The sequence below is a fragment of the Roseateles sp. genome (genome assembly GCF_031397715.1).
GTDB lineage: Bacteria > Pseudomonadota > Gammaproteobacteria > Burkholderiales > Burkholderiaceae_C > Paucibacter_A.
This window is the reverse complement of sequence record NZ_JANNMI010000162.1, coordinates 1-7,863: the sequence shown is the minus strand read 5'-3', so window position 1 is coordinate 7,863 and position 7,863 is coordinate 1. Positions and strand designations below refer to the sequence as shown.

Below are 7,863 nucleotides of genomic sequence, written 5' to 3'. Positions count from 1 at the left end.
GCGCAACGCATTGCCAATGGCGTCACGAACGACATCAACCCCAACGGGTTGGTCATGCGGAGCGTGCCGACGAACGAAGACCGTCGACATGGTGGAGGTCGGACGCTCGTGGCGCAGGTACTCGGCCAGCGCTTGGCCGGTGGCCGCCGGCAGCGGCAGCACGTCCTGCCGAGCAGACTTCGTGCGCTTGAGCGTCAAGGTGCCGGCGCGCCAGTCGATGTCGCACAACTCCAGCCTGGCGATCTCGCCACCGCGCAGCCCCAGGTCCAGCGCCAGCCGCACCATGGCCAGCAGGCGGCGCGGCGCCGAGCGTGTCTGTTCGCAATGCGTCATCAGCCGCTGTACCTCCTGCGGAGTGAGAGCGCGCGGCAGTGTTGCCAGGGCCCAGCGCGCCGGTGAGGCGATCACGCCGAGCAGGGCATGCACGACGTCGCCACAGGTGGACCGGTAGCGGAGATACGCCCGCAGCGCGCTGGCTAACGCGGTGGCGTGGGACACGGTGTTGACCCTGGTGAGTTCCTGCGCGATGAAGCTGCGCAGGTCCTCGGCCTGCAGTTCGCCGACGGTGAACGCCCGGCCGGAGAACTTCCACAGCAGCAGTTGGCCCACGATGCTCAGGCGCCCCTCGCGCGTGCCGGCCGCAAGGCCCCATGCGTCGCGCATGTGCGCGTCATAGCGGCACAGTTCCTCGGCAACGGGGCCGGTAGGCGATGGCGGCTCCGCAATGACGCGCTGCAGCCGTAGGACGGTCAGCAGATGTCCAAGCCCGGCACTGAGGTCGCCGCGCGTGCGCAGCGCCATGGCATGGCACTCGCAGCGCGGCAGGTGGTGGTTGAGGAATTGATCGACGAAGTCTTCGTCGAGTTGCTTGGCTGCCAGGCGACAGCGCGTCATCCAATGGGAGAAGTGCGCCAGCGCGCGCAGGTGCTTCTCGATGCTGCCTTCGGCGTACCGGCCTCTCTCCAGCAGCGCCAAGTAGGCGTCGAGGTCCGCCGACAGCGGGCCATCGAGCAACCAGGCTCGGGCAAGGGGGTGCAGCGTTCGGATTGGGTCCATGTTGATCTCCAGTTGTGAGACCAACATCCCTGCGCCATTGCCAGGCTTATGTCCAGCATCGCGTGATCACCAAGTTCAGGAACCCCCTGCTTCCAGGGCCCCCAGCCATGTGTCATGGCCAAACTGTTCATAACTCGGACCTGTGCATAACGGCCAGATCCTGTCATTCGGACTCGCAGTGAGGGCGGCTGGGTGCACTCAGCCGCGGCCGCTGCGCATCCGAAGGACAGGGCCTAGCCTTCAGTTTGAATTCGAAGTTGCGCACGAAAGCTGACATCGGCTGCCCTTCACCGCGAGACCGGGCCCGACTCCGAGTCGACTACTCAGCCCAAGACCGTACCGGGCACCCACCAAAGACCACGTGCTGCCGGACTGGTGGAGCGAACAGCCTGTAAAGCATCTTCTGGTCCGTGGCGCTGGCTTGGTCCAGCTCAGCCTGATGGGCGTCCGATAGGCGAATCTTGAGGGCTGCGATGTTGTCATGGAGCTGAGCGACCTTACTCACGCCCATCAAGGTCGACGAAACGCCGGGGCGCTGGATCACCCAGGCCAACGCCACAAGCGCGGCCGACTCGCCGCATGCTTCGGCCACTCGCTTGACGGCTTCGACGACGCTCCAGTTCCGTTCCGTGAACAGCGTATCGCCGAATGGATTGGCGCCGTCCAGCCGCTTGTCATCGGCAGGTCTTTCGGCTGCAGGGTTTGCGGCGTCACGCGGCAATCCTGCGTCGCGCGGCGCGGCGGCGGCAACAGTCGCTCGGTCGTACTTGCCTGTCAACATGCCGAACGCCAGGGGACTCCACGGTTGAATGGCCATCTTGAATTCAGCAGCCAGCGGGACGAATTCTTCTTCGATGTCGCGATTCACCAGCGAGTAAAAATACTGCAAGGCGATAGGGGCCGGCTGCCCCCGCACTGCCGCCAGCGTGGCCACCTTGGCGACGTACCAGGCCGGCGTGTTAGAAATGCCCCAGTACCGAACCTTGCCCGCCTTGATCAAGTTGCTCATGGTTTCCAGCAGTTCCTCCGCAGGGGTGACCGAGTCCCAGACGTGGACCCAGAGCATGTCCACGTAGTCCGTCCGCAGCCGCCTCAGCGAACCTTCCAAGGCGTCTCTGACGTGCTTCGCGCCATTGCCGCCCAAGTGCACGCCATGCCCCGTAGAGAATCCGGACTTGGTGGCGATGACGACCCCGTCGCGTACTGAACGGTCCGCAATGAACTCACCCAACATCTCCTCGCATCGACCGCCCGAGTAGACATCCGCCGTATCGATGAAATTGCCACCCGCGTCCAGGTAGGAATTGAAGATGTCCCGCGAAGTGGCAGCGCTAGATCCCCAGCGCGCTGTTCCGAAGGTCATCGTCCCCAGTGCCAGCGGGCTGACGGCGAGGCCCGAGCGACCCAGCGTGCGATATTCAGCGAGTGTCATGTTTGTTTCCTGATGATTGATCGGCAAATCATACGGAGCCTCGACCTGTCGAAATAGCCCCGTAATCTGGATGAGCTGTGAAGCGTTGCTTCATAATTCGGAATGGTCCCCGAACTACTTCCCCTGATTGCCGCGTTCGAGCGCGTCGCCCACCATGCGAGCTTCACCCGCGCCGCAGCAGAGCTTGGCGTCTCGCCGTCGGCGCTCTCTCAGAACCTGCGTACGTTGGAGTCGCGACTGGGCGTACGGCTGCTGGATCGCTCGACCCGGCGGGTCGGTGTCACCGAGATCGGCCAGCATTTCCTGCTCGATGCTCGGCACGGACTGGCCACTCTGGCAGCGGCTGTTGGCGGCCTCGACGAGCTACGTGATCAGCCATCGGGGCTGCTGCGCCTGACACTTTCGCGCACCGCCGCTGACCTTGTCGTGTTGCCGCACCTCACGCCTTTTTTTGAAGAGTTTCCGGCGATCTCCTTGGAGCTCGATTGCGACAACACCCTGGTCGATCTGGTCGCAAGCGGATTCGACGCTGGCATCCGGCTTGGCGAGAATCTGGCGCAAGACGTGGTGGCAACACCGCTCGGCGGCCCGCATCGCTTGGTGACGGTCGCAGCTCCGCGTTACTTGGAGGGCCGCGTCGCGCCGCGCGTCCCGCAGGACCTGATGCACCACCGCTGTCTCAACGTGCGGCTGGGAGGGGGGCTCTATCGATGGGAGTATGCGCACAAGGGTCGCCGAGTCGACATTCAGATTGATAGCGCTCTGATCGCAAGCGATGGCGATACCTTGCTCAGCGCCATTCGCTCGGGCGCCGGCATCGGTCTGGCGTTCGAGTCGCAAGTGCAGGAAGACCTCGCCGCCGGCCGCCTCGTACCATTGCTCAAAGCCTGGTGGCCAACGTTTCCAGGCTTCTATCTCTACCATCCGAGCCGTGCCCATGTGCCCCGCAAGCTGAGCGCATTCATTGGTTTCATGAAACAGCGACTGAATGAAAAATTAGCGTGACTGTCAGAGGCAATCCAAACACGGCCAAGGTCGCTGACGATTCGCGCGGGACATCGGCCAACGGTCTCGGTTTGAGGCGCCTTCTGTCGCCCATTTTTAAGATCGACGATGCGGGTGACGGCTTCTTGGCCGTCAAGTCCAAGGGTCGATTATGTGAGCTCAACGAGCCCGCATGATCGTCCGCAATGGGCACTTTGCAGTCATCCCGGAAGAAGCCTCTGAGGACGTCAACGGGTCGGCTGCCAACTCAAAGCATGGCGACTAACAGGTGGACTAACGCTGCATTTCACCGCAGCAGCGCGGTAACTTTGACACCACCCGACGCTCAAGCCGCCGCCCCCACCTGCGGCCGCTCAGTGTTCGGCACCCAATCCCACCACTCATGCTGACCCTCGGCCTTGTTGTCCTGTGTCCGGTAGACATTCCAGGTCACCAGATAGTCAGGGTTCAGCATGTCCACGCCCGAGGGCGGGTGGCGGTACTGGCCCGGTGGGGCGATGAACCAGGCGGCAAGATTCGGCGGCAGGATGAAGTCGGCCGGCGCCGCTTCTTTTGCATCGCTGTGCTGCAGCGTGATCGAAATCCCCAGCTCCGCATCGATCTTGCCGACGCGGCCGGCGTACTGGCTTTGCCGCATCAGCTCGCCCTGCAGTCCGAAGTAGGACAAGCCGATCACGCAGGTCTTGCCCAGCAGATCATCGAGTTGCATATCAGCACTCAATGACGCAGCGGCGCCACGCCGACCTGCGGCATATTGGCCAGGCCGATGTCGCGGGCATGTTGCTCGAAGCCCTTGTTCTTCCAGAAGAAGGCGCCCGGCATCGTGGTCGGAATGACCAGGATGTAGAACAACGCCCGGCCCATCACACTGGTGGCCAACAGGACCGCGCCGACAAGGGCCAGGCCCAACAGCTGCCAAACGCTAACGCCGGGCATCAGCAGCAGGCTGAGCAGCAGGCCGGAGCCCAGCAACAGGTTCAGGCCCAGCAAGCCGTTGCGCAGCAGATAGGTGTTGCCGAAGGTGGTGGTCTGCACATAGTGCGAGGCGCCGCCCTCATGCTCGGCGCTGCTCATCGCCCGGCCATGAGCGATATGACCGATGCCCTCGACCAACAGACCCAAACACAGCAGACCCGCAGCCACCACCAACACAGCCGTGAAGCTCTCGCCGCTGGCGGCAAGCGTCGCCGCCACCACCACGCCGGTCACCAGGCTGCCCAGCGACAGCAAGGTGCCGGCAAAGGCACTGCCGACCTGCCAATGGTCCCAGAACGGCCGCGCCTTGATGCGGTAGCAGCGGTACATGTAGTACAGGCCTGCGGCGCTGCCGGCCAGGGCGAAGTAGCCGAAGCCGGTGGCCATGGAGGCAGTCAACGTTGGCGCAATCAGCGCATTGATGTCGGCGCCGAACACGCCGCTGAACAGCGCCTGGAAGATCCGATTCGCCGGCAGGCTGAACGTGATGTGCAGGCCCAGGCCGGCCATGAAGATGGCGATGCCCAGACCCTCGCGCGAGACCGGCGAATGGCGCAGATTGTTAAACCCGCGGTAAAAGCGCTTGGGCTTGCCCAGGTGCATGGTGGACATGAAAAGACCGAACGCGACCATCGCAAAACACAGCATCACCAGCGGCACATACAGCGCCGATTGCGCAAAGCCGGCGAAACCACTCAGCCCCGCCTGCGCGCCGAGAAAAGCCAGCGCGAACGCACCGGCCGCCGCTTGAGCGGACAGCGTGAACAGCACCAACGGGTTCTCGCGTGAACTCAGGCGCGCCAGATTCCAATGCTTGGTGCGGCCCTGCTTCTGGTCGATGGTCGGGCGGTAGCGGCCGGCGGCGTCCTTGTGATACTTGACCGGCATCGAATCGGTGCGGGTCAACTCGTCCGGCATCTGCTTGAGCTGCTGAAAACGGATGTTAGGGCGGGTGATCTCGGGCGAGGGGAAGCCGGGGATCTCGACCCGTGCTTGTTCGCGGTTCGCGGGGATGTTCTCGATCACGCCGAAGTCCAGCGCATTGCCGACGCAGGCCGCCACGCAGGCCGGCTTCAGGCCCACTTCCAGCCGGTCCACGCACATATTGCACTTGGAAACCTGGCCCTTGACGGGGTCCAGCTGCGGTGCGTTGTACGGGCATACCCAGGTGCAATAGCCGCAACCAAAGCAGGTCTCGGGGTCTTGCAGCACGGCGCCGTATTCCACATGCTTGGTGTAGGCGCGCGTCGGGCAGCCCTTCAGGCAGACCGGGTCATCGCAATGGTTGCAGGCCATCGAGATATTCATGCGCTTGTAGTCGGGGAAGCTGCCGCCCTCAACATAGCCGACCGAGCGGAAGGCCAGATGCGCGGGGTTGTCGTTCTTCTCGCTGCATGCAGCCTCGCAGGCATGGCAACCGATGCAGTTGTCGGCCGTGAAGAAGAAACCGTGCTGCTTGTTGCGGTTCGGATTCGTGCCGACGGCCGGGTTCTCGTTGATGAACATCGAGCGGCCGACCGGGAGCTTGTTCTCGGTATGCGCGATCAGGTCGATCTTCTGGCCATAGCGGTTGCTGTCGGCCATGGTTTTGTCGTTCAAGAAGGCGTAGACCTGCTCCTCGGTGCGGATCTCCCAGATCTTGCGCTCGCCGCTGTCCTTCTTCGAGCCGCAGCCACCGCTGCCGCACTCGGGCTTGCCGCAGCCGCCAGCGGCGGTCTTTGTTTCTACAGTCTGTGGTGTGGCCATCATGATTTCTTCCTAATGCTCAGAACGCACGGCGCTCAAGATTCAATCGGGCGGCTTGCCTCTGGTCGATCTTCTCGACCCGCGCGGCGTTCTGCTTGAAGGCTGGCTGGCGCGAATGCGGGTCCAGCAGCCCTAAGGTCAAGCGGTTCACGCAGTCATGGAAGTGGAAGGGGATAAAGAGCATGTCGCTGCCGACCCGCTGGGTCAGCTGCACCATCACCACCGCGTCGCCGCGCCGGCTGACCACGCGCACATAACTCTGATGCTCAATGCCCAGTTTCTCGGCGGCATCGGGGTTCATCTCCATATACGGCGTCGGGCTGAACTTATTGCAGTTGCCGATCTTGCCGGTGCGCGTGCGGGTGTGGAAATGCTCGACCACCCGGCCCGAGTTGAGCCAGAACGGGTATTCGCCGTCCGGGCATTCGTTGTTGTTGACGAAGCGCACCGGGATCAGGTTGGCGCGGCCCGTCGGGGTCTGGAAATGCCCGTCGGTATAGAGCCTCGGGTTGCCGTTGAAGGGCAGGCGCAAGAGCATTTCCGCACGGTCGGCCTCGCCCATCTTCTGAGCATCGGCCTGGCCTTGCGCGGCGCTGTACGGCCACTGGATGCCGCGCGCCGCCTCGATGCGGTCATAGCTCATGCCGGAAATGTCCAGCGTGCGCCCTTCGCCGATCGATAGCGCCTTCATCTCCTCGAACGCGCCCTCGGCGGTTTCGGGGAAATGGATCTTGTTGCGGTCCGTAAAGCGCTTGGACATCTGGTTGAAGATCCACAGATCGGGCTTCGAATCAGCGTATGCAGGCAAGACGTTACGTGTCAGGTTGACGCGCCGTTCGGTATTGGTGTGGCAGCCCTCCTTCTCGGCCCACACCGCAGCGGGCAAGAAGACATGGGCGTATTTGTTCGTCTCCACGTCCTCGTAAACGTCCTGCACGACCAGGAACTCCAGGTTCTCCATCGCCTTGCGGATGCGCGGCTGGTTGGCCATCGAAGTCATCGGATTGGTGGCAACCAGCCACAGGCCCTTGATCTCGCCGGTCTCGATGGCCGGGAAGATGTCGGTCTGCGCCAGGCCGCGCTTGGGCGGGAAAAAGCTCTCGTCAATGCCCCAGAAATCGGCGATGTGCTTGCGGTCCTTCTCCTTCTCCAGCAGGCGGTAGCCGGGCAGGCCCGAGCAGGACGACCACTCGCGTGTGCCCATCGCATTGCACTGGCCGGTGATGGACAGGCTGGTGCCGCCGGGCACGCCGATATTGCCGGTGATCAAATTGAGGTTATTGATGTCGACCACGCCGTCCGAGCCGTGGGTGCTCTGGTTGATGCCCATGGTCCAGATGCTCATCGCCCGCGGCGCCTTGGCATAGATGCGGGCGACGGTGCGGATGCGGTCTTCGTCGATGCCGCAGATGTGCTGGGCGGTGATGGGGTCGTAGTCGGCCACCAAGGCGCGCAACGCGTCGATGCCTTGCGTGTGCTTCTCGATGTAGTCGCGGTCCTCCAGCCCCTCCTTGAAGATCACGAACATCATCGCGTTGATCAAGACGGTGTCCGTGCCCGGCGTGATGGCCAAGTGAATATCGGCAAACTGGGCCAGCATGGTGACGCGCGGGTCGACCACGATGAGCGGGAACTTGCGCTTCTCCAGC

General features: G+C 63.2%; 6 protein-coding genes. 1 reads left to right on the top strand and 5 read right to left on the bottom strand.

Going from position 1 to position 7,863, the window contains the following annotated elements; genetic code table 11:
• Positions 1 to 1,083: tyrosine-type recombinase/integrase (locus RMO57_RS07075; protein ID WP_310385366.1), on the bottom strand; the 1,083-nt coding region annotated here is incomplete at its 3' end.
• Positions 1,084 to 1,375: 292 nt separating this feature from the next.
• Positions 1,376 to 2,488, bottom strand: coding sequence for an aldo/keto reductase (locus RMO57_RS07070; protein WP_310385365.1), 1,113 nt, complete (start codon positions 2,486 to 2,488; stop codon positions 1,376 to 1,378).
• A 102-nt stretch (positions 2,489 to 2,590) separates the two neighbouring features.
• On the opposite strand from RMO57_RS07070, the gene RMO57_RS07065 reads away from it, so the two are divergent.
• A complete protein-coding gene (locus RMO57_RS07065; protein ID WP_310385364.1) occupies positions 2,591 to 3,493 on the top strand; it encodes a LysR family transcriptional regulator in 903 nt (300 codons plus the stop codon).
• A gap of 325 nt (positions 3,494 to 3,818) precedes the next feature.
• Here RMO57_RS07065 and RMO57_RS07060 read toward each other — a convergent pair whose 3' ends face one another.
• The 3 genes from RMO57_RS07060 to RMO57_RS07050 form a co-directional block, all read right to left on the bottom strand.
• Entirely contained in the window at positions 3,819 to 4,202 is a 384-nt protein-coding gene (locus RMO57_RS07060) for a hypothetical protein (RefSeq protein WP_310385363.1), read from the bottom strand.
• A gap of 8 nt (positions 4,203 to 4,210) precedes the next feature.
• Positions 4,211 to 6,217 (bottom strand): DmsC/YnfH family molybdoenzyme membrane anchor subunit, encoded by a 2,007-nt coding sequence (locus RMO57_RS07055; RefSeq protein WP_310385362.1) that lies wholly within the window; start codon positions 6,215 to 6,217, stop codon positions 4,211 to 4,213.
• Positions 6,218 to 6,233: 16 nt separating this feature from the next.
• On the bottom strand, positions 6,234 to 7,863 hold a 1,630-nt coding region (locus RMO57_RS07050; protein ID WP_310385361.1), incomplete at its 5' end, for a molybdopterin oxidoreductase family protein.